This is a genomic window from Exiguobacterium sp. EA-TM-5, assembly GCF_053878415.1.
In genome coordinates this window covers 1944476-1965696 of the sequence record NZ_CM132670.1, presented here as the reverse complement: position 1 = coordinate 1965696, position 21221 = coordinate 1944476, and the positions used below count along the sequence as shown (strand labels likewise).

At 46.8% G+C, this 21221-nt stretch carries 20 protein-coding genes; 13 read left to right on the top strand and 7 right to left on the bottom strand.

Annotated features, from left to right (window positions below; translation table 11 throughout):
* Nucleotides 1-11: 11 nt before the first annotated feature.
* The 3 genes from ACV3PA_RS10145 to ACV3PA_RS10135 are packed head-to-tail and all read right to left on the bottom strand — an operon-like array spanning nucleotide 12 to nucleotide 2688.
* The gene (locus tag ACV3PA_RS10145) at nucleotides 12-1157 is read right to left on the bottom strand and encodes an ABC transporter permease (protein WP_238236253.1); all 1146 of its coding nucleotides are present in this window, start codon (nucleotides 1155-1157) and stop codon (nucleotides 12-14) included.
* On the bottom strand, nucleotides 1154-1831 hold the full coding sequence (locus ACV3PA_RS10140; protein ID WP_456124577.1) for an ABC transporter ATP-binding protein: 678 nt from the start codon (nucleotides 1829-1831) through the stop codon (nucleotides 1154-1156). The genes ACV3PA_RS10145 and ACV3PA_RS10140 overlap by 4 nt, the downstream gene beginning before the upstream one ends.
* Nucleotides 1831-2688, bottom strand: coding sequence for an efflux RND transporter periplasmic adaptor subunit (locus tag ACV3PA_RS10135; RefSeq protein WP_456124576.1), 858 nt, complete (start codon nucleotides 2686-2688; stop codon nucleotides 1831-1833). The genes ACV3PA_RS10140 and ACV3PA_RS10135 overlap by 1 nt, the downstream gene beginning before the upstream one ends.
* A gap of 167 nt (nucleotides 2689-2855) precedes the next feature.
* On the opposite strand from ACV3PA_RS10135, the gene ACV3PA_RS10130 reads away from it, so the two are divergent.
* The 8 genes from ACV3PA_RS10130 to ACV3PA_RS10095 all read left to right on the top strand — a co-directional run bounded on the left by ACV3PA_RS10130 (nucleotide 2856) and on the right by ACV3PA_RS10095 (nucleotide 13793).
* Nucleotides 2856-3551: an ABC transporter ATP-binding protein gene (locus ACV3PA_RS10130; protein ID WP_456124575.1), complete on the top strand. Its 696-nt coding sequence runs from the start codon at nucleotides 2856-2858 to the stop codon at nucleotides 3549-3551.
* A 27-nt stretch (nucleotides 3552-3578) separates the two neighbouring features.
* Entirely contained in the window at nucleotides 3579-4349 is a 771-nt protein-coding gene (locus ACV3PA_RS10125; protein ID WP_456124574.1) for a hypothetical protein, read from the top strand.
* Nucleotides 4350-4368: 19 nt separating this feature from the next.
* Nucleotides 4369-7014, top strand: a complete 2646-nt coding sequence (locus ACV3PA_RS10120) for an ABC transporter permease (RefSeq protein WP_456124573.1) — start codon at nucleotides 4369-4371, stop codon at nucleotides 7012-7014.
* A gap of 53 nt (nucleotides 7015-7067) precedes the next feature.
* Entirely contained in the window at nucleotides 7068-9686 is a 2619-nt protein-coding gene (locus ACV3PA_RS10115) for an ABC transporter permease (protein WP_456124572.1), read from the top strand.
* 69 nt (nucleotides 9687-9755) lie between these two features.
* Nucleotides 9756-10037 (top strand): LlsX family protein, encoded by a 282-nt coding sequence (locus ACV3PA_RS10110; RefSeq protein ID WP_456124571.1) that lies wholly within the window; start codon nucleotides 9756-9758, stop codon nucleotides 10035-10037.
* 152 nt (nucleotides 10038-10189) lie between these two features.
* Nucleotides 10190-10606: an NUDIX hydrolase gene (locus ACV3PA_RS10105; RefSeq protein ID WP_456124570.1), complete on the top strand. Its 417-nt coding sequence runs from the start codon at nucleotides 10190-10192 to the stop codon at nucleotides 10604-10606.
* Nucleotides 10607-10620: 14 nt separating this feature from the next.
* Complete coding sequence (locus ACV3PA_RS10100) at nucleotides 10621-13248, top strand: ABC transporter permease (protein ID WP_456124569.1); 2628 nt, start codon at nucleotides 10621-10623, stop codon at nucleotides 13246-13248.
* Between the two features lie 17 nt (nucleotides 13249-13265).
* Nucleotides 13266-13793 (top strand): HAD-IIIA family hydrolase, encoded by a 528-nt coding sequence (locus ACV3PA_RS10095; RefSeq protein WP_456124568.1) that lies wholly within the window; start codon nucleotides 13266-13268, stop codon nucleotides 13791-13793.
* Between the two features lie 203 nt (nucleotides 13794-13996).
* Here ACV3PA_RS10095 and ACV3PA_RS10090 read toward each other — a convergent pair whose 3' ends face one another.
* Nucleotides 13997-14119: a hypothetical protein gene (locus tag ACV3PA_RS10090; protein WP_255344362.1), complete on the bottom strand. Its 123-nt coding sequence runs from the start codon at nucleotides 14117-14119 to the stop codon at nucleotides 13997-13999.
* 159 nt (nucleotides 14120-14278) lie between these two features.
* Between ACV3PA_RS10090 and ACV3PA_RS10085 the strand changes: the two genes are divergently transcribed.
* Genes ACV3PA_RS10085 through ACV3PA_RS10075 form a run of 3 tightly spaced genes read left to right on the top strand, consistent with a single transcriptional unit; the run spans nucleotide 14279 to nucleotide 17484 of the window.
* On the top strand, nucleotides 14279-14938 hold the full coding sequence (locus ACV3PA_RS10085) for a hypothetical protein (RefSeq protein ID WP_456124567.1): 660 nt from the start codon (nucleotides 14279-14281) through the stop codon (nucleotides 14936-14938).
* Between the two features lie 5 nt (nucleotides 14939-14943).
* The gene (locus tag ACV3PA_RS10080) at nucleotides 14944-16200 is read left to right on the top strand and encodes a hypothetical protein (protein ID WP_456124566.1); all 1257 of its coding nucleotides are present in this window, start codon (nucleotides 14944-14946) and stop codon (nucleotides 16198-16200) included.
* Between the two features lie 30 nt (nucleotides 16201-16230).
* The gene (locus ACV3PA_RS10075; RefSeq protein ID WP_456124565.1) at nucleotides 16231-17484 is read left to right on the top strand and encodes a hypothetical protein; all 1254 of its coding nucleotides are present in this window, start codon (nucleotides 16231-16233) and stop codon (nucleotides 17482-17484) included.
* A gap of 1 nt (nucleotide 17485) precedes the next feature.
* Here the strand turns inward: ACV3PA_RS10075 and ACV3PA_RS10070 are convergent, their stop codons facing one another.
* Nucleotides 17486-18016, bottom strand: a complete 531-nt coding sequence (locus tag ACV3PA_RS10070) for a nucleotidyltransferase domain-containing protein (protein WP_456124564.1) — start codon at nucleotides 18014-18016, stop codon at nucleotides 17486-17488.
* A complete protein-coding gene (locus ACV3PA_RS10065; protein WP_410501296.1) occupies nucleotides 18013-18600 on the bottom strand; it encodes a TetR/AcrR family transcriptional regulator in 588 nt (195 codons plus the stop codon). Before ACV3PA_RS10065 ends, ACV3PA_RS10070 begins: the two co-directional genes overlap by 4 nt.
* A 153-nt stretch (nucleotides 18601-18753) precedes the next feature.
* On the opposite strand from ACV3PA_RS10065, the gene ACV3PA_RS10060 reads away from it, so the two are divergent.
* Both ACV3PA_RS10060 and ACV3PA_RS10055 read left to right on the top strand, forming a co-directional pair.
* Nucleotides 18754-19470: an ABC transporter ATP-binding protein gene (locus ACV3PA_RS10060; protein ID WP_456124563.1), complete on the top strand. Its 717-nt coding sequence runs from the start codon at nucleotides 18754-18756 to the stop codon at nucleotides 19468-19470.
* Entirely contained in the window at nucleotides 19470-20498 is a 1029-nt protein-coding gene (locus ACV3PA_RS10055; RefSeq protein WP_410501298.1) for an ABC transporter permease, read from the top strand. Before ACV3PA_RS10060 ends, ACV3PA_RS10055 begins: the two co-directional genes overlap by 1 nt.
* Here the strand turns inward: ACV3PA_RS10055 and ACV3PA_RS10050 are convergent, their stop codons facing one another.
* On the bottom strand, nucleotides 20499-21173 hold the full coding sequence (locus tag ACV3PA_RS10050) for a hypothetical protein (RefSeq protein ID WP_456124562.1): 675 nt from the start codon (nucleotides 21171-21173) through the stop codon (nucleotides 20499-20501).
* Nucleotides 21174-21221: the final 48 nt, after the last annotated feature.

Here is a 21221-nt window from a genome sequence, read left to right as displayed (position 1 = left end):
CTCCTCCTTTGTTACACATTTCGTAAAGCTTCAATCGGATTCAGGCGGGATGCCTTCCGGGCTGGCATGTAACCGAACAAGACACCGACACCGATTGAGAATCCAGCGGCAAGAAGAATCGTTCCGACGGAGAGTGTGAACGGTGTGCTGATCATCAAACTGACACCGAAGGCGAGTAACGCACCGACGAGAATTCCAATCACTCCGCCCATCAACGACAGTAAGATCGACTCCAAGAGGAACTGAAGACGAATCGTACGTGGTTTCGCACCGAGCGCTTTTCGTAAGCCGATTTCCGTCGTCCGTTCCGTGACTGAAACAAGCATCATGTTCATGATTCCAATCCCGCCGACGATCAAGGAAATCGATGCAATGCCTGTCAACAGGAGTGAAAGCATCGTATTGATTTGGTCAATCGAATCGAGTGCTTCATCCAAGCTGACGATGTCGTACGTATCGTCGCGTCCGTTATAGAACTGGTACAGCTTGGCCGAAACATCCCGTTTGACGGTCGCGACGTCTGCTGCGTCCGTCTTGAAGACATCGACTTGTTTGACAGCTGTCACACCTAGCGTCCGCAGCGCCGTCGTATAGGGAATAACGATTTGATCGCCATCCGCGTCACTGACACCGACGATCCGGTAATCGAGTCCATCGAGCTGGATCGTTTCACCGATCGCGACCTGCCCCGGGTAGAGTGTCCGGGCGACTGACGGGCTGACGACAGCGACATGCGTCTGTTGTTCAACATCACTGATGACGATGCCGCGTCCTTGTGGAACGTCTTCTGATTCCCGGTAATAGATATGGTTTCGTCCTTCGATCGTCACCTGATCGAGCGTGTGATTTTCGACACGGACGTCACGAACCGTCGAAACGGTCGGCGACACGCCGCGTGTCCCTTTAATCGTGTTTAACTCTTCCAGTTGAGCAGGTGATAATCCTTCTTTCAACGGCGTCTCTGTCGTCTGGACCGTTAATTTATTGGCACCGAACGACGCAACTTCCGCATTGATTGAGGCCGTCGCCCCGTTGACGATCGAAATCAAAGCGATGATCGAAGCGACACCGATGATGACACCGAGCGTCGTCAAGAACGACCGCATCTTATGGTGCCAGATATTCGACCATGCCATCCGTAACGTTTCACGAATCATGTCGTCACCTCCGTTACCTGACCGTCCTCAATCTGGATGATTCGGCGGGCTTGCCTTGCAATGTTGACATCATGCGTGATCATGATGATCGTCTTCCCTTCTGCCGAGAGGCTCTCGAATAACTCCATGATTTGTTTCCCTGTCTTTTGATCAAGCGCTCCGGTCGGTTCATCAGCGAGTAAGATCGTCGGACGAGTCACGAGCGCTCGGGCAATTGCAACCCGTTGCTGTTGACCACCGGATAGTTGACTCGGTAAGGCATCAGCTTTATCAGTTAACCCGACACGTTCCAATAGTTCAAGCGAGCGCGTACGACGTTCTTTGCGAGAGACACCAGCATAAATCAATGGCAATTCAACGTTTTGTAAGACACTCATGCGCGGGAGCAACTGAAATTGTTGAAAGATGAACCCAATCTCTTCATTGCGAATCATCGCCAGTTGGTCCTCTGATAGATCGTGAACGAGCTGCTCCTGCAAGCGATAGATACCACTTGAAGCGACATCGAGGCATCCGATGATATTCATCAACGTTGATTTTCCTGACCCCGATGGTCCGAGGATCGTCACGTATTCACCAGCATCGATTGTCAGCGACACACGATCGAGAACGATGTGACGATTGATTCCTTCACCATATGCTTTTTGAATTTCATGCAAGTCAACGACCGGCATCAGGATGCACCTCCTGGTGGGGTCGGTATCAGACCAGAACCGCCATCTTCACTTGGCAGGAAGACTTCGTCCCCAGCGGACAATCCTTCCTTGATTTCAATATCCTGCCCGTCTGTCACACCCGTCTCGATGTATTGACGTGTCGTTTCCCCGTCTTTTTTCACATTCACATACGGACGATCCGATTTCGAATAGGAGATGACATCGAGTGATAAGACCGGAACATCCTTAGCGAGCTGATACGGTAAGCGTCCCTCGACCGTCATACCGGATAACCAGTTTGACGAGTTCGGTACTGCGACCTTCGCATTGAAGTACGTACTGCCATTTTCAGTCACAGCTTCCGGACTAATCGATTCAATCTTTCCGTTGATGGTTGTTTCGGATGCATCGGTCTTTAGATCCATCGTATCGCCGACTTGCACACGCTCGATATCTCGTTCATCAATTTTGAGGCGGGCAATCAACTCTTTGTTGTCTGCAACGACGAACAAGACAGTGTTTGGTGCATACGCTTCGCCTTCCGTGACGTCAAGACGGACGAGTTGTCCGGAGCGTGGTGCCTCGAAATCTTCTCCTCCTTCGACGCTCACGATCGTTTGACCCGACTTGACGGTATCGCCTTCTTCAAATCGCACGTCAGTGACACGGACATCACGGTTGCTAGTGACTGTCTGTCGATCTTTTGCTTCAAGCGTTCCTGAGAAGTAGAAGAATGTTTGTAATGTCTTCGATTCGACGACTTCCTTCGTCCCTTGCGCCTCTCCTCGTCCTAAAAAGACAGTTGATCCGATTAACAGAAGGACCAGTATGACTCCTCCACTGATCCATAACCATTTCTTACGTGTTCGTTTCATTTTAATCTTCCTCCTTATTTGATGATGTCATCAGCATAGAAAGAAGTTATGAACCAACTATGAACAAATTCAAAAAAGTAGCAATTTCGGAATCAAAAACGCAATAGACAAAATTTTCTAAAAATAATACACTGTATTTAACCAAATTATGTAAAAGGAGTGGTCATATGGATATTACCTTTCAAGATATTTCACACACATTCGAGCGAAGTGGTGTTCGGACAGATGTCTTGCATCAACTAAACGGGCAATTTTCACAAGCTGAGGTGACAGCACTCGTCGGTCCTTCTGGATCCGGAAAATCAACGTTCCTCAGTCTTCTGGGTTCACTCGATCGTCCGACGTCAGGTCAGATCCTCTATGACGGGCAGGATATCACGTCCTGGAAGAACAAGCGCTTATCGCAGTTCCGCTCGCAGGAGATCGGCTTCATCTTCCAGCAGTTTCACCTGTTACCCGCACTGACGGTCGCAGAGAACTTAAAAGTCGCCTTATTAAAACAAAAAACGTCGTTTAATCAAGACGAGCGAATCCTCGAGTTGCTCGAACGGGTCGGACTCGACGACAAACGAAATGCTTTACCGGCTCAGCTATCCGGTGGTCAACAGCAACGAGTCGCAATCGCCCGTGCTCTGTTGCATCACCCGCAATGGATTCTTGCAGATGAGCCGACCGGTAATCTTGATTCCGTGACTGGCGACGCGATTTTCGAGTTGTTACTAGAGCTGCATCGTGAAGCCAAGTGTGGTGTCTTGTTTGTCACGCACGACTTGGAACTCGCCGAACGCGCTGACCGCATTCTCTTCATGCAGGATGGGCGGATTGTTGAAGATCGTCGGAAGCGGACGGTGCAGAGTGTCTAAGTTTCATTCTCTTAGGAGGTGTTCGCGTTGCAAACGTTTCGCAGCAAACTGATTGTGAGCTTCATTGGCTCAATTGTCGTTTTTCTGTTGCTGTCGGTATCGACGCAGTCCGCGTACAAGGCGTTTCGGAATGCGGACTTCTCGGAACAAGAGACGACAATCGTCAGGGGATGTAATCATAACGACTTATCCAATTTATTCTTCACAAAAAACAGTTGTAATTCCGATGACAAAATTGATGAAAAAGAAGACGGCGTCTATCTGGGGACGTCCGATGAAAAAAGTAAAAATACGGGAGGAACGCCACGCGGTCGAAAAGAAGAGGATCTTCCTCCATTTTCTATTTTGAATGTTGTAGAAGGCACATCCTCCTCCAACAAAATTCTCTTCGTCACTGCTGTACTTGTACTGGTTGCTTTCGTAGGATACCGGATTCTTCAACGTCGGCGACGTTCATCACCATCACGAGAATTTGAAAGTGAGTCAAACCATTGGATCCAACCATCGACTGAAACGTCCATTCGGCAAACAAATCTTCAGTCGGTGCTCACTCCGCCTGAAGAAACAGTACGCTTGATGCTATTTGATTTTAATCAACGCTTACCACGTGCCCTTCAACGGCGAAGCCATGAATCACTAACGGACTGGACGGAGCGTATTCATTTACTGACACCGCTCTCTCCTTATTTTGTTACCCGCTACGCGACGCAAACAGAAGTAGAAGCACTGGATGCACAAGAAATTCAGCATTTCGAACAAGATCTTGCCCGTTATTTAAAAACTCAGCTCTCCCACTAAACTATAAAGGAGACTACATATGCTTCGTTTTGTCATCAATCAGTGGCGCCGGCAGCGCGGGAAATTCATCCTGACGCTCGTCGGTGCCCTCATCATAAGTGCCGGACTCAGTTTGATGTTCAATCTTACCGACTCGAGTCAAGGGACGGTCGAACAAACATTACAAAAGAAATGGTCGTCTGCGTATGACATCGTCGTGCGACCGAAGGGAAGTCAGCTTGCGAGTGAGTCGAATGATTTACTCGAACCGAACTATTTAAATGGGATCGACGGAGGAATTTCCTTCAAACAATACGAAACCATCAAGAAAATGAAGGACATTGAAATTGCGGCACCCGTCGCCGTGATGGGCTATGTCAAACTCGGATTACGTGTCACAGGACAATGGGATCTCCCCGATAAACCTGGCTTTTACCGTTTAAGAGAGACGCTGACATCTCCGAACGGTTTCGGGGAAAAAATTCTAAGCGATGAAGCCATTTATAGTTTCAATGGCAATAAAAACGCACGTATTGCTAATATGCCAGGAGTCTTTCCAACTAAGTCTACGTCGCGAATCATCCATCCTCGAACATTCAGCTTGCTTGTAGCAATTGATCCTGAAGCTGAAGCCGAGTTAGTGGGTCTTGATCGTAGCATCATTCCTTCAAAAGGAAATAGTCGCTATTTTACTGAAAATGATAAAGCTATCGAAAAAGCAGATCCAAATTCGATTCCCATTCTATTAAATCCAAATTCATTCAATCAAGGGACTTTTCAGTATTCAATCGAACGACTAGATGTTCCATTTGATACACAAAAACAACAAAATACATTTTATTCAAAGATTCCAAACGATTTTACACCTGCGTTTGAGATGCTGAATAAGATTCCAGGTAAAACGATCAAAAAATTTACGATTTCTTCAAAAGATGTTGAGCAAAAATTTTTTAGCACTTTAACGAATACACCAACAAAAAATACTCAATCATCACGATTAGATGATGCAACGATTTCTGATTACTTACAACTCGAGATCACAACTGGACCGCTTACATATCGCCCCGAAAAAAGTCCCTATACCGCGCGTTGGTCAAATGCCTATCAAGTTGAGAGTCAGAAAATTCAAGTCACGAATCCATTTTTAAAGGATACGAACGCTTTACCTAAGACCGGATATCGTTCGACACATTCGTTAGAAAAAAAAATTAAGGATACTATGGGTAGCGGGAATGATATTTATTATTCTCCCGGCTTTTCGATGAATGTCATCGGACTTTATGACTCTAACAAAATTCGTGTTTCAAAAGATCCACTTAATGAGTTACCGATGGAGACATATCGTCCTTCTTCTGCAGATCTGGTCTTAGATGCAAACGGAAAACCAATCAATCCAGCTAAATCTATTAATACCTCGGGTGATCCGGTCGGATTACTTACTAACTCACCGAATATACTGACGACTTTAGACAGTGCACAGCAACATCGAGGCAACAAATCGATTTCGTCGATTCGCCTAAAAATTAAAGGTGGCGAAACACTCAGCGAAGAATCAGATCAACTCTTACAACAAATCAAAGCAAACATTGAGAAAGATACCGGTCTCGTCGCTACGATTACGAAAGGTTCTTCCCCACAACCCGTCGTCACGAAAGTCGTCGAACAAGGCAAGACACTCGGTTGGATCGAGCAACCATGGGTTCATATCGGTGCCGCGATGACGATCTTCCGTGAGACGAGTGTCGGTTTCTCCGGTGTCATCTTCGCGATGCTTGCCGTCGCGATTGTCTATGTCCTCGCAACGAGCTACGTTTCGATGCTCGCCCGCCGAAAAGAGTTCGCTGTTTTGCTCGCACTCGGTTGGCGGACGAAGGATCTCTACAACATCGTCTTAATCGAAGCGGCAATCCTCGCCGGTTTCGTCTCAACGATTGCCTTGATCGTCGAAGGAATTTTCTCATATGTCCGTAACGAAGCGATGAACGGCTGGAGTCTTCTCTGGATCGCGCTATTTAGTCTCGTCATCTACCTCGCTGGCGCAACCTGGTCAGCGTGGACGATTCGTCGCATCTCACCGTACGAAGCGATTAAGACGGGTGAGTACACAAAAGCCGCTCGTGTCGGTTTGAAGCTCCGCTCGACGATGACATTGGCGCTAAAAGAGCTAATTGGAAAATGGAAACGGAATAGTCTATCCGTTCTCTCAATCGCTCTTCCAACGGCACTGCTGACCTTCTTCTTATTCGTGACATTCCATTTACAGGGTGTTCTTTATACATCGTGGCTCGGTCAATTCGTTGCCCTCCAAGTCGGTCCGATGCATTACGTGACGATGGGTGTCGCGATTACGATTGCCATTTTAACGACCGGGGAGATTATGTGGCAGAACGTCACCGATCGCAGAGCGTCACTCGCTGTCTTAAAAGCGCTCGGTTGGACGAACGGTGCAATCCGTCAATTGATCGTTCTCGAAGGATTCTTCGTCGGTCTGATTTCCGGCATTGTCGGACTGATTGTCGCTTATACAACGATTTACGTCCTGTACGATCTTGTTCCGTGGAATGAACCGTTGCTGATTGGCGTATCGCTCGCTTTACCGATTCTATTCGGTGTCATCGCCGCCTTCATTCCAGCGCAACTGGCAGCACGTGTTCAACCGTACCAAGAACTAAAGGACGCATCTTAATATTTTGCAGAGGGGCAACAGATGTTGTCCCTCTCTTCACAGGAGGAATGACAATGTTTCGTTTTGTCTTGAATCAGTGGCGGCGCCAACGTGGGAAATTCATCCTGACGCTCGTCGGTGCGCTCGTCATCAGTGCCGGACTCAGTCTGATGTTCAACTTGACGGACTCCAGTCAAGGAACGGTCGAACAGACGTTACAAAAGAAATGGTCGTCTGCGTATGATATCGTCGTCCGACCGAAAGGCAGTCAGATGACGACCGAGTCGAATAATTTGCTGGAGCCCAACTACTTAAACAGTATTACAGGAGGTATTTCTTTCGCACAGTATGAAAAAATCAAACAGATCGAGGATGTGGACATTGCCGCGCCAGTAGCGGTGATAGGATATGCCAATATCGGTCTAACCATCAAAGACCAGATGACAGCTCCGAAAGCCCCTGGGTTCTATCGCATTTCTCGCACGGAGTACAGTGATTCCGGATTGAAGAAGGAGAAGCTCTTCACAACTAACATCCATGCCATCAAGAGTGACGTCTCTTCTGAATTACGCATCCCAAACCTCGATACCTTCTTCGTCGAGGATATCACCCCTTCGAAGATGGCGATGATTGTCGCAATCGACCCGGAACAAGAATCACGCCTCGTCGGTCTCGATAAAAGCGTCAAGAAAAGTCCCACATCACGTTATTTCGAAGAGACGGACCAGGCAAACCCGACATCTAATGTCAATAACGGCTTTACGTTACCGATCCTCATCAATCCGAATACTTCGGATGCGGGATATACCGACTTTAAAATCGAACGGCTTGATTTACCATTTAAAACGGAACAACAACAAAATGAGACAATCGACCGCCTCCAACAACAATCAGAACTACAGGATTATTTAGCTACGGTTAAAAGTAAGACACTTGAAAAGAAACGTATTTCCGCAAAACGTTTAGATTCACTGTTGTTCAATGCTTTAGCAAAACCAGATTCCGTGAAACGAAAAGAACTTGAAGTCACCTCATCTGGACAGCTACTCTACCGGACAGGAGCTTTGAACTATACCGCAACCGATAGTCCGTTTCCGCAACGATGGAGTCAAGCCTACTCGTTGAATAGTAAGACGCTTCAAACTGATCAATCGCTTTTTGATATTCCCATCCTACCCTCTAAAGGATACCGTCCCGTCCAGTTCAGCAAGATGAAAGTCAAAGATGTCGACACAAAAGAAGTATCTGAACTTACTCCATCCGTCACCTTTGAAGTCATCGGATTGTTTGACCCGAACAAAATCACAGTATCCAAAGATCCTTTAAATGAATTACCGTTAGAAACCTATCGCCCGGCGACCGCTAATCTGGTCCTCGATGCTGAAGGAAAACCAATCAATCCGTCACCTACCATCAATTCATCGAATAATCCAGTTGACCTATTGACGGGTTCACCGAACATTTTAACGACTTTAAACGCCGCACAACTCATCAACGGTGAACAATCCATTTCTTCCATCCGTTTAAAAGTGAATGGTGCCAAACAGATGGGTGAGAAGTCCGAACAAGTACTCCAACGTGTCAAAACTACCATCGAACAAGAAACTGGTCTGATCGCAACCATTACAAAAGGTTCCTCTCCTCAACCCGTCGTCACGAAGGTTGTCGAACAAGGTAAGACGCTCGGTTGGATCGAACAACCGTGGATCCACATCGGCGCCGCGATGACGATCTTCCGTGAGACGAGTGTCGGTTTCTCCGGTGTCATCTTCGCGATGCTCGCCGTCGCCATCGTCTATGTTCTTGCGACGAGTTACGTTTCGATGCTCGCCCGTCGCAAAGAGTTTGCTGTTTTGCTCGCACTCGGTTGGCGGACGAAGGATCTCTACAAAATTGTCTTGATCGAAGCGGCGATCCTCGCCGGATTCGTCTCAACAATCGCCTTAATCGTCGAAGGAAGTTTCTCATATGTCCGTAATGAAGCGATGAACGGCTGGAGTCTTCTCTGGATCGCGCTATTCAGTCTCGTCATTTACCTTGCTGGCGCAACCTGGTCAGCGTGGACGATTCGTCGCATCTCACCGTACGAGGCAATCAAGACCGGTGAATACGCGAAAGCGGCTCGCGTCGGACTCAAGCTTCGTTCGACGATGACGCTCGCATTGAAGGAACTGATCGGGAAGTGGAAGCGCAATAGCCTGTCCGTTCTCTCGATTGCTCTACCGACGGCACTGCTGACCTTCTTCTTATTCGTGACATTCCATTTACAGGGTGTTCTTTATACATCGTGGCTCGGTCAATTCGTCGCACTGCAAGTCGGACCGATGCATTACGTGACGATGGCTGTCGCAATCACGATCGCCATTTTGACGACTGGAGAGATCATGTGGCAAAACGTCACCGATCGTCGCGCGTCACTCGCCGTCTTAAAAGCTCTCGGCTGGACGAACGGTGCAATCCGTCAATTGATCGTTCTCGAAGGATTCTTCGTCGGTCTGATTTCCGGCATTGTCGGACTGATTGTCGCTTATACAACGATTTACGTCCTGTACGATCTTGCTCCGTGGAATGAACCGTTGTTGATTGGTGTATCGCTCGCTTTACCGATTCTATTCGGTGTCATCGCAGCGTTCATCCCAGCGCAACTGGCAGCGCGTGTTCAACCGTATCAAGAACTAAAGGATGCAGGATAATTAATTACTGTTGATGATTAATTCTTATAAATATTTATAGCTAACAAGTTAAACAATAGGAGGAACTATATGAAAAAGAGGTTATTAAGAATCGCTACAGAGGTTATTATCGGTATATTAGCTTCTACAGTACTATTTTCTTTCGTTATCTATTTCGGATATACAGAAGCCTCCGCACGCAATAGTGCAATAACTATCTTCGGATTAGAAATCTTTAATTTTGAGAATGGTACAGAAACACCTAATTCGAATAATATGATGATTCTTGGAAGTGTGTGTTCTCTTCTATTTGTCATTATTGGAGAGTTTTTGTTTGGACGAAAGAAAAAGGTCTTCAACAGAGCAACATAAAGAAACATTATCGATACTAACGAATGAGAAGATATCTCTCTAATCATCTTTGCGAAATAATTGAAGACTGTATTATGTCACCTTCTAAAAATGCATCTTAATATTTTGCGGAGGGGCAACAGGCGTTGTCCCTCTCTTAACAGGAGGAACTTATGTTACCGACATCGATTTATTCGTTATCAGCAGGAGCGGTCGTCTTGAATGACCAAAACGAGATTCTTTTGATTCAAGGACCGGATCGCGGCTGGGAGTTTCCGGGTGGCATCGTCGAGCCGGGTGAAAGTGCAGCTGACGGTATCATTCGCGAAGTCAAAGAAGAGTCTGGAATTGAGATTGAAATCGTGAAGTTTTGCGGCATCTATCAAAACCTCGAGGCGAATGTCTGTGCGACCTGTTGGCTCGCAAAAGCGATTGGTGGTCAACCGCAAACGAGCAGCGAAAGTTTAGCAGTCGGTTTTTTCCCGCTCGAAGAAGTGTTACGACGCGTGACGCGGTCGAACTTCAGCGAACGAATTTTACATATCTTAGATGAACAGTCTCATCCATTTTTCGTGGCTTTCACCCCATAAAAGGAGGAATGACGATGTTGCGTTTTGTCTTAAATCAATGGCGGCGGCAGCGCGGGAAATTCATCCTAACGCTCGTCGGTGCCCTCATCATCAGTGCCGGACTAAGCCTGATGTTCAACTTGACGGACTCGAGTCAAGGAACGGTTGAACAGACGTTACAAAAGAAATGGTCGTCTGCGTATGATATTGTCGTCCGACCGAAAGGCAGTCAGATGTCGACGGAGTCGAGTAAGTTACTCGAACCGAATTATCTCAATGGAATCAACGGTGGGATTTCATTTAAACAGTACCAACAAATCAAACAAATGAATGCGATTGATATCGCAGCTCCTGTTGCTGTCATGGGGTACGCTAATATCGGCATCTCGATTCCAAATCAAATCCACTTTCCGGACAAGCCTGGTATTTATCGACTGAGTAATTCACATTATGGTGCTGGTGGATTTTCGAAAGAACTCATTGCACAGGAGAGCGCTTACTTTTCAACTATGGAAGAACCACTCGTCCCTCCGAACACGCGATTGTTCAATCTTCAAAATCCGCAAGATTTTTCATCCGTACAACCCTTTACCTATAGTCTCATCGTCGGAATCGATCCGGAAGCAGAGGCGCAACTTGTCGGTTTGGATAAGAGTATCCTGAATCAGAAGAAGTTTCGTTACTTTAATCAAGAGGATGTTCCCTCAGCCAGCAAGGAGAGTTCTAACGCATTCAATATTCCGGTATTGATCAATCCAAAATCCTTCAATACGGGCTATAGTCAATTTAAGTTAGAACAAGTTAACGTCGATCTGAAAACAAAACAAGCACGTGATACATTCTATCAACGACTAGCTAAATCGAACAATCCTCAACCTCTCGATCAAGAAAAACGCAAGATCATCCAAGACATTAAAGTCGATGCCTCTAAAGTCGAGAGCGCTTATTTCGATTCTCTACTCGGTCAAAAAACTAAGGTACTTCCGCAAGCAGAAGCATATACTAACGCTCAACTCGCCGCCCAGACAGGCTCTTTGACATATCAAACGGTGAAGAGTCCGTTCCCTACACGATGGAAGGATGCTTATGAAGTGCATACAGCACCTACTGCATTCAAAAACGCTATATTACCATCCTCTTATCTTCCGAAGCGCGGCTTCCGGACCGTAGATTCTTATGAAATAAAAATGAAAAAATCGGATCAATCTGCTTTTAAATCAATGAATCCTTATCTGACGTTCAATGTCGTCGGTTTGTATGATCCGAACAAGATCAATGTGTCCAAGGATCCATTGAACGAATTACCGATGGAGACCTATCGACCATCTGCTGCGAGTCTCGTACTTGACTCAAAAAACGAACCGGTCAATCCTGCCCAACCAATCAACACGACCGGGAATCCAGTTGGTCTGTTGACGAACTCTCCAAACGTTCTCACGACAGTCGATAGTGTCAAAAAGGTGATGGGCGATCAATCGATTTCATCGATTCGATTAAAAGTAAAGGGTGCTTCTTCTGTCGGTGAACAGTCGGATAAAACCTTACAACGCATCAAGTCGGAAATCGAACGAGAGACTGGTCTCGTCGCTACGATCACCAAAGGTTCCTCCCCTCAACCGGTCGTCACGAAAGTCATCGATGACGGCAAGACGCTCGGTTGGATTGAACAGCCATGGATCCACATCGGTGCCGCGATGACGATTTTCCGTGAGACGAGCGTCGGGTTCTCAGGCGTCATCTTCGCGATGCTCGCCGTCGCGATTGTATATGTCCTTGCAACGAGCTACGTCTCGATGCTCGCCCGCCGGAAAGAGTTCGCTGTCTTGCTCGCACTCGGTTGGCGGACGAAGGATCTCTACAAAATCGTCTTGATCGAGGCAGCGATTCTAGCCGGATTTGTCTCGACGATTGCCTTGATCGTCGAAGGGATTTTCTCACTCGTTCGGAACGAAGCGATGAACGGCTGGAGTCTTGTTTGGATCGCGCTATTCAGTCTCGTCATTTACCTTGCAGGTGCTGTTTGGTCAGCGTGGACGATTCGCCGCATCTCACCGTACGAAGCGATCAAGACCGGTGAATACGCAAAAGCAGCTCGCGTCGGACTGAAGCTTCGTTCGACGGTGACGCTCGCATTGAAGGAACTGATCGGGAAGTGGAAGCGTAATAGTCTGTCCGTTCTCTCGATCGCTCTACCGACGGCACTGCTGACCTTCTTCTTATTCGTGACGTTCCACTTACAGGGTGTTCTTTACACGTCTTGGCTCGGTCAATTTGTTGCCCTCCAAGTCGGTCCGATGCATTACGTGACGATGGGTGTTGCGATCACGATCGCCATTTTGACGACTGGAGAAATCATGTGGCAAAACGTCACCGATCGTCGCGCCTCACTCGCCGTCTTAAAAGCGCTCGGCTGGACGAACGGAGCGATCCGACAATTGATCGTCCTCGAAGGTTTCTTCGTCGGTCTGATTTCCGGCATCGTCGGACTGATTGTCGCTTATACGACGATTTACTTCCTGTATGATCTCGTTCCGTGGAATGAACCATTATTGATTGGCGTATCGCTTGCCTTACCGATTCTGTTCGGTGTCATCGCTGCCTTCATCCCAGCGCAACTGGCAGCACGTGTTCAACCGTACCAAGAATTAAAAGATGCTTCGTAAACTAAGGAGTTGTACACATGAATTCTATTCAAGCAATATTTCTTGATCGGGACGGGACGATTGGTGGAGATGCCACCGTCCACTATCCCGGAACGTTTACCTTATTCCCTCACGTCGCTTCACTAATACAACGCTTACGCGATCAAGGTGTTTTACTGATTGCGTTTACGAATCAGCCTGGTATCTCAAAAGGATTCGCGCGTGAACAGGAGTTCCGGACAGAATTACAGGACTTCGGCTTTGATGATATGCTGATTTGTCCGCATGCAGCGGAAGATCGCTGCTCTTGTCGCAAACCGTCATCAGACTTATTACTGCAAGCACAAGCAAAACACGATCTCCGACTCGAACAATGTGTCGTCATCGGGGACCGCTGGAGTGACATGGTGGCAGCCGCGCGTGCTGGATGTATAAAAATCTTAGTCCGAACAGGTGCCGGAGAGAGCTCGATTCGCGATTACGCTGACCGGGTGAAACAAGCAAACGTTGACTATATCGCTGACGACTTGACGGATGCGATCGCTTGGCTAGATACGCAAAACTGAACAAACGAAAAGGCGCGATTCCGTAAACGGAAGTTGCGCCTTTTGTTATTTCTTGGAATGTTTCGGTTGAGAAGATGCGTAAACACTAACCGCTAACACGAATAAGATTGCAAACCATGTCCAAAATGACATGCCACCGCCTCCTTTTGATGATGCGTGGGTACTTAAACTGTCTTCTTGTTCTTACCAAAAAGTTCCTGCAATCATTTGTTAGCGATTTTCCGTAATAGATAGAGTGCATAGATGATCGAGGGGATCGCCATCGCCATGAGAATAAGATGGACACTCCCAAATAAAAGATTCATTGCTAGACTAAAATCTGACACTTTTGTTTCCTCCTACGTTTCAAAGATTCTTATATTTATTTTACTATAATAATGCATTAGTCTATAATTTAAGCCTTACAATTATGTAATAATTTTCAATTCCGCTTCATTATGAAGAGATTCACGTTACACTGAACGTACGAAATAGAGGTGAATACGTTGCAATTAACATTTGAGTACATGCCTTATTCTTACGATGATGATCTTCAATTGATTCCAAATGATTTTTCAGACCCTGACAATTTACGATTCGTCATCGAACAAGACTATACATCTGCCTTTAGCATCTTTACGAATCCAGACGATGCGTCGTCTTCATTCGAGCGTTCCTTTCTTGAACAGTGGTTTCATCGATTACAAGCTTTCCCGTTATTTGTCTGTATAGAAGTGAACCGCTATGACGAAGTGGAATTTGAAGCGTTATGTCAGTCTTGCTCGATTACATATAATGATTTAACACCACTTGCCGAAAAACGCTTTATCGTCGCTGAGCTAAAGCATGCCGAAGACTTTCACCGATTATATTCTTACATCCATCCCCACGCAAGTTGGAATGATCTCGTCATCTGGTCGACCAAACCGAATGCCTTTCGGATTGAATACCGAACGCACTACTACTCCGAAAGACCAGAAAAAACGGTCATCGTCTCCATGCAGGAAAACATGTCCGTCTTTGCGTTTAGCCACGATGCAGATATCGTGAATGTTATCTCCAATCAATCGTTTTTCGAGACAGCCGATCGCTTATTCAAGACCTTACCTGACTTCGTCATCCCGACTTTAAATGACGATACGGAAGACGTACAAAAAAAGGAGTGATTTCCTTGCATGCTTTAACGAAACAGCTGACTGAGTACATGCTCGAGAAATATCAATTAACTGACTATGTGCTTCACGAATCGTCCTACACGCAAAATAAAATGAACGATCAAACCGTCTACTCGTTTGAGACGTTCTGGATTCCCTATGGTACATCAATCATCGAGGAAGACGATGGTACGATGCTTCCTGAAGGAACGGTGCAGATCGCGATAAATCCTGTCACGAAACGAACGACGACGTTATCCTTACACGGTCCGATCCGGATTCACTCTGTACCGAACGACTTACGTGATATCAGCACTCGGATCGCTTGGCTCGAGTCAGAAACCGGCATGATCCATGGTACACATTTCATGCTCGAAGAAGAAGACGAAACGTTTTTCAATTACGCGAGTTGTCACGACGGAGTCCGGCTGTCTCCCGGTTGCTTCATCCATCTGACATTAACAGAAAATGGTCAACTCGATGAACTGTTCATGTACGGTCCTCATCCGATTGATCATCATGTGAATCAGGAACCTTTCGCCTTAACGCTCGAAGAAATTGAATCGCTAACTAAACAACAACTAAAGTGGTTTTCCTATACAAAACCAGGACATCAATATGCGCATACTATCGCCGAGACGTTCATTACGCAAGAAGGAACTATCCTTGTTCCAAGTAAACTAGATTTCACGTCCTCCATCGAAGTGAATGATGTGTTGTCCTGGACAAGTTTACCGTCTAAGAAGCATGAACGGCATCCGTTTCAATCAGGAGAAACCGTGACCGCAAATGACGTGATCACGCAGACCGAACATCCGGACTTTCGTCCGATTCCGCAGGAGACTGTGAACGCTTGTCGCACCGTGATCAAAGACATCATGCAAAACGAGTACCCTGCCGATTCCGGACAATGGATGATTCAGCACATTCACCGGCAACATCCCTACCTTGCTGTCACGTTGTCACCTGCGCATCCGACGTCCTATGTCGATCAGTATCGACGCGTCACGATTCTCCTTGACGCAAAGACGCTTCACTGGATTGACTTGGTCGACAATCAGGAACTCCATACCGCATTTGCTTCTGTTACTGCACCAGGGCTCGAAGGTCATCAGCAAGACATCATCTTCAACGCATTACGTCCGTATCTGTTTCTCACACAGCGTTATGTGTTTGACGCTTCAAAAGGTCACTATGTTCTTTGTGGCTTTCTCGACTCAAATCACGCTTATTTACCGGCAACAAATGAGGTCGTCTTATTACGCAATCTTTAAAATGAATTCATATACGAAGGAGTGAACGTGTTGCATCCATTAACGAAAGAATTACTCTCCCATATCCAAGATCAATATCAACTGAATGATTATGTCCTACATGAATCCTTCTATCACCGCGAAAAAATCCATGGTGAAACGCAGTATTCGTTTGAGACATGTTGGTTCCCCATCAATCACGATCCATGGTCTGAAGACGAGAGTTATCCAGACGGTACGATTGAGATCCAAGTCGATACAGCTACACGACGAACGACATTAATCAACAAACATGGTGATGTCACGATTCATTCTCTTCCAGATGATTTACGTGATTCAGACACACAGACTGCCTGGCTTGAGCAAGAGTTAGGAATGACGTTCGACCAGGAGTTCATGTTACTGAAGCACCAAGATTCGCTGTATCAGTATGTCAGCTGCCAAAACGGAATTCGCCTCTTCCCTGGTCTTTTCATTTCGCTTGAATTGACGGACGACGGAGCGCTTGATTTTTTCAGTGTGTATGGAACTCCCCCGCTGAGCAAGAATTATCCGACTGAATCGTTCACGTTATCACTCGAGCAAATAGCTCCAATCATTTCGCAACAGTTACGGTTCTTTTCAGCTCCTGGTGAGCAACAACGAATACAGGCGCATGCAATCGAAGAAATCTTTGTTTCTCAAGACGGCTCGCGCACGTATCCCTTTAGTGATCCAGACACTTCGTCTGTTGCGCTGAACGAGATCGTGACATGGGACAAGCCATCTACGTTCTCCTACACACGCAAATTGATTAAGCGGAGAGACGCCGTCACGGCACTCGATGCCGAAGCTCGAACACCACACCCGGATTACCGACCGTTGACCGATGAGACATTGACGACTTGTCAATCGATTGCTGTAGACCTCATCGCTGCGGAGTATCCTGAAGAGTCAGGAGCGTGGACAATTCAGGAAATTAATCGGGATTTTCCATTCATTAACGTGAAAGTACACCGGACACATGACGACCTAACGCTCGCTTACAAGCGTCGTTTAACGATTCTCCTGATTGAAGAAACTTACGAAGTCAGCCTAATCGTTGATAACGAGTCGATTATCGCGCTCTACCATGACTCGACGCAACCGTTGCCTAATAGCGTGCCAAAAGAAGTCATACGTGACGTACTCATGCCTTATCTGACATTAAAGCCCTATTATGTCTTCGACCAGACGCTCGATCAGTACGTCGCCTGCGGACTACTCGACTCCGATCATGCTTACTTACCGGCAACGAACGAAGTCGTTTTAATGCGCGACTTATGAGTCAGTTCAGCCATTGATCTATCCGATTCCTGACGACTTGCGGGAGATTAAGTCGTCTCAGCTGTTTCAGTCGCTCTTGATCCACTTCCTGCTGAGCAAGATAGTATTCAATCATTTTGACTTTTTGTTCTCGTCCTGGAATCAATTGATAGATGACGTACCAATCGACGAGTGACATAAATGGAAGTCCTGTCTCATTAATCGTTTGTTCAGCAAACGGATAGACAAAGATCCCCTCGTCATGGCGAATCTGTAGTCCGCTCATCAGATCGACATCGATTCCTTTGATGATGAATTCCTGAAACACTTGTGTCGCGTACAGTGACATCTCGTCTTGTTCGACGACAGTTCCCATCTCCGCTAACAATTGAATGGCTCGTTCAGCGTCTTCTAGCGCAACGACGACATCAATGTCACGCGGTGTGACAGGCAGTCCATGATGTGCTAGCAACAATGAACCACCGATGCCGAAGCGAATTTGATCTTGTTGCAACGGCTCGACGATATAGGCTACTACTTCCTGTAAGTTCATCGCCGGAACCCCGCCGCTCGAAACGGTCCTTCCATTGAAATCGTAAAGACGATCCGAGCAATCTCTTCCGGTGTCGTTTCGTTCGGATGACTCAACCACGATTCAATCACTCCGAGATGGGCAGCTGAGAGATAAGCGACGAGATAGTCTTCCGGAACGAGTCGTTCTCCTTGTTCAGGTAACCCCGAGAACAGAATCTGTTGCATGTAATCGCGGACCCGGTTCCGAAACATTCCGTCGCTCGCCGGGCTAAGTAAAATCCGCATCAAGGTCCGGTGCTCGTAAAGAAACGTTAGAAACGGAATGATCCGTCGGTACGGAGATGCTTCCGATTTATTGATTAGGACGAACGGAATCTCCCGTTCGAACGTTGCTTCGATCTTTTCAAAAATCTCATTCGTCATCCGTTCGAGCAGTTCATATTTATCCGCGTAATGATGGTAGAACGTTCCGCGGTTGACTTCAGCGCGTTCCGTCAATAACTTGATCGTCACGGCGTCAAAGCCGACCTCGTCGATCAGTACGAGGAACGTCTCGCGAATTCTGCGGTCGGTTCGAATGATGCGTAAATCTTGTTTTTTCATCGAAATCGCCTCTTTCTTCAACAGTTTGTCGGGATGTGTCGCTTAAGCAACAGATGGACGTGAACTGGTCATTGCTCCCATTTTCTCTCCCTTTTATAATGAAATTAATCAACACGTTGTTCAATAATTATTTTATAAAAGGAGGGAAACACGATGGATTTACGACTACACGGTGTATCGAAATCGTTTCATCAACAGGACGTCCTCCAACAAATTGATCTTTTGATTCCGTCTGGTGAGATTTGTGGATTGCTTGGTCCGTCAGGGTCTGGCAAGACGACGTTGATTCGCTTAATGATCGGCGCGATCCAGGCAGATACGGGTTCGATTCAAATCGGTGACACTTCAATGCCAAACTTTAAGATGTTATCAGAGATTGGTTTCATGCCACAAAATGATGCCCTATATGAGGATTTATCAGGGCTTGCAAACCTACAGTTTTTCGGTTCCTTATACCACATGTCTCGTCAGGACTTAGCAAAACGAATCGAAGAGGTCTTGACGCTCGTCGATTTAACGAATGATCAAAAAAAGCTCGTCCGTCATTATTCCGGTGGGATGAAGAAACGGTTGTCCCTTGCCATCTCGATTTTGCATCGTCCGAGCGTCCTATTCCTTGATGAGCCGACGGTCGGGATTGATCCCGTGTTACGCCGACAGATTTGGAATCAATTCCAAACAATTCGTGCGCAAGGCACAACGATCGTCGTCTCGACTCACGTCATGGATGAAATCAACGAATGTGACCGGGCGGCATTGATTTATAACGGTCGAATCATCGCCTACGATCCCCTCGATCGTTTGCTTGCCCAGACGGAAAACGGAAAAGTTGAAGAACTATTCCTGCTCGCCGGAAAGGACGTGACGTGATGTGGCAACTCGCACGACGGGTCATCCGTCAAACGTTGAACGATAAACGAAGCGTTGGACTGATTTTACTTGCTCCGTTATTAATCTTCACCTTGATCTATTTCTTGCTTGGAAACGATGACTACACGCCAGTCGTCGCCATTGACCAGGATGTACCAGCTCCGGTCTCACAAGCGATTGAAAAGCAGGATTTGTCGATCAAAGCGTATAGCGGTAGTGATGCGGACGCCTATCTGAAAGATCAAGAAACGGTCGACGTCGTCTTAGAGATGAGCGACAATCAGCTGTCCTTAAGTCTCCGCGAACCTTCGACGAAAAGTTCCAAAGCACTACGCGAGATTCAAGCTGGACTGGCGTCGCTTCAACCAACGATGCAACTTGAGACGAACTATCTTTACGGAGATGTTGATCAATCGACGTTTGACGCGCTCGGATTCGTCTTTTTATCGCTGTTCTCGTTCTTTTTTGTCTTTATCTTATCGGCGATGGCACTCGTCAAGGAACGTAGTGGCGGTACGCTCGAGCGATTGATGATGACACCGATTCGCCAAACGGATGTCATCTTCGGCTATACGCTCGGTTATAGCGTCTTCGCTTCCATCCAGGCAATTCTTGTCGTCCTGTACGCGACGACGGTTCTTGATCTACCATCTGAAGGCTCGATCATCTGGGTCTTTCTGACGATGCTCGGACTTGCCGTCGTCGCGGTCTTGTTCGGGGCAACGATTTCGATCTTTGCCCAGTCTGAATTACAAGTTGTCCAATTGATTCCCTTTACAATCATTCCGCAAATCTTCTTCTCGGGTTTGATTCCGCTTGATTTGATCCCGTACGGACTCGGTAACATCGGATATATCACCCCGATCTTCTACGGGGCGAGTGCAATCAAGGAAGTGCTTGTCTACGGCAACGGTTGGTCGAGCATCTGGCCGTTCTGGCTCGGACTATTCCTTTATGGTGCAGCACTGTTCCTCTTAAATATGCTCGCCCTCAACAAGTATCGTGGACATCAAAAAAGACACGGCTGATTATACGAGCCGTGTCTGATTTTGCTTAAGTTGTTCGAGGAAAGCAGTCCGTCGAGAAGAATCAAGTGTCTGCTCTGCCACGTCGGCATACCGAACGAGCTGATAGACCTCATGCGGAACCGTGACCTCTAGGCGTGTTAACCACTCCGTCAGCGTCTCATGTGTCCGCCGTTGCTGCGCTGGAGCAAGTGACCGATTGAACGCGCGCACCGCTTCACGAATTTTTGAATCAAGGATACTGTCTTCTAAGGAGAACTGGACTTCAGATGTTAGCGGAAGCGATAGAGCGGTTCGTTTTGGTTGATGCTTTGATGGGAATGACCACTGCATGCGGTTGAATCGTTGTCGACGATACAGATAGATGATGATGACTAGAGCGACAATCCAAGGAGCAACGCGAGTGATTTGATTGATCGTATCCGTCCATGATCCCTTTCCCACTTCAACAACAGGTTTCTTATCCGGCTCTTTCCGATATCCTTTGTGCCCATTTTTTGAAGAGTCCAGTGCCTTTGTGATCAAATCTTTTTTCGCATAGATGACTTTTTTAGTCGGTAAGATCGTGCTCGGGACATGTACCCAGTTTCCCGTCGACTGATCGATCGGAGGATCGACTAAGGCTTGATACGACAGTTTTACACCCACGACGCCTAAAAATAGTACTAAGCATGTCATGAAAGTCATCCCAATCATTCGACGTCTCATTTCATCCTGCACCTCCAA